At 63.4% G+C, this 826-nt stretch carries 1 protein-coding gene; it reads right to left on the bottom strand.

Annotated features, from left to right (window positions below; genetic code table 11):
* Nucleotides 1-806, bottom strand: an 806-nt coding sequence (locus IE038_RS23985) for a toxin VasX (protein ID WP_368855853.1), incomplete at its 3' end; no start/stop codon positions are given.
* Between the last annotated feature and the right edge of the window lie 20 nt (nucleotides 807-826).

Raw genomic sequence — 826 nt, 5'->3', positions numbered from 1 at the left:
TCCAGGCGCCGTCCGGTGAGGTTCAGGCTCAGGTCGTCAACCAGCGCCAGCGGGTCGTCGAGGGCGATGAACAGTGCGGTGTGCTGGTCTGGCACGTAGCCACGAATCAACGCTTCCTCGAAATCCCGCTTGAACGGTCGGTCGGGGTCGGCCGGATCGGCATTGGTCGGCAACGTGGTGCTGAGCAGGTTCGGCGCAGGCTGGTCCTGCACGCGGATATCGGCCACGCTCTGGCCCAGCTGCACCAGCGGTGCACCGTGGGCAACCTGGTAGGTGTCGCAGTAATCAGGCAGGTCGAGGTCGCGCAACCAGGGCGTTTGCAGGCCACCGGAGCGCATGGCCTCGCACAGCCGCCAGGTCCATTGCACCGGCGAAAAGGCCAGGCGCAAGATGCTGCTGCGTGGGTACAGCAGGTACGGATGGGTTTCGCCGGGGTTGGTCCGCAGGTCCTGGCCAATCTCCAGCGCGGTCCAGGTGTGGCGGGTAAACATCCGCCCGATGACCTGGTACTCGTGGAAGGTCTTGTCGACGCTGTCCCAGACATACAACCAGCCGTCCCGCAGTTGGCGCAGGGTGTAGCTGCGGGTTTTCAAGGTGGGCTGGAGCTTGGGCGCCCAGCCTTTGGGCAGTGGGTGCGGGCCTTGTGCACTGCCTTTTTTCGGGGACGCATCAATCGCGTAGCGCACCGGGAAGATGGCAACCTGCGGGGATTTCATCGGGCAACAGCCGCGCCCCACCGGAACATCGTCAAAGGCTTGCCTGAGACGTACGTGTTCAAGCTCTGCCTGACTGGCTTCCTGATTCATGTTGCATCCTTGTCTAATTC

The sequence above is a fragment of the Pseudomonas laurentiana genome (genome assembly GCF_014648275.1).
Taxonomy (GTDB): Bacteria; Pseudomonadota; Gammaproteobacteria; order Pseudomonadales; family Pseudomonadaceae; genus Aquipseudomonas; species Aquipseudomonas laurentiana.
The sequence above is the reverse complement of the archived record's forward strand: the minus strand, read 5'-3'. Positions and strand labels throughout refer to the sequence as shown.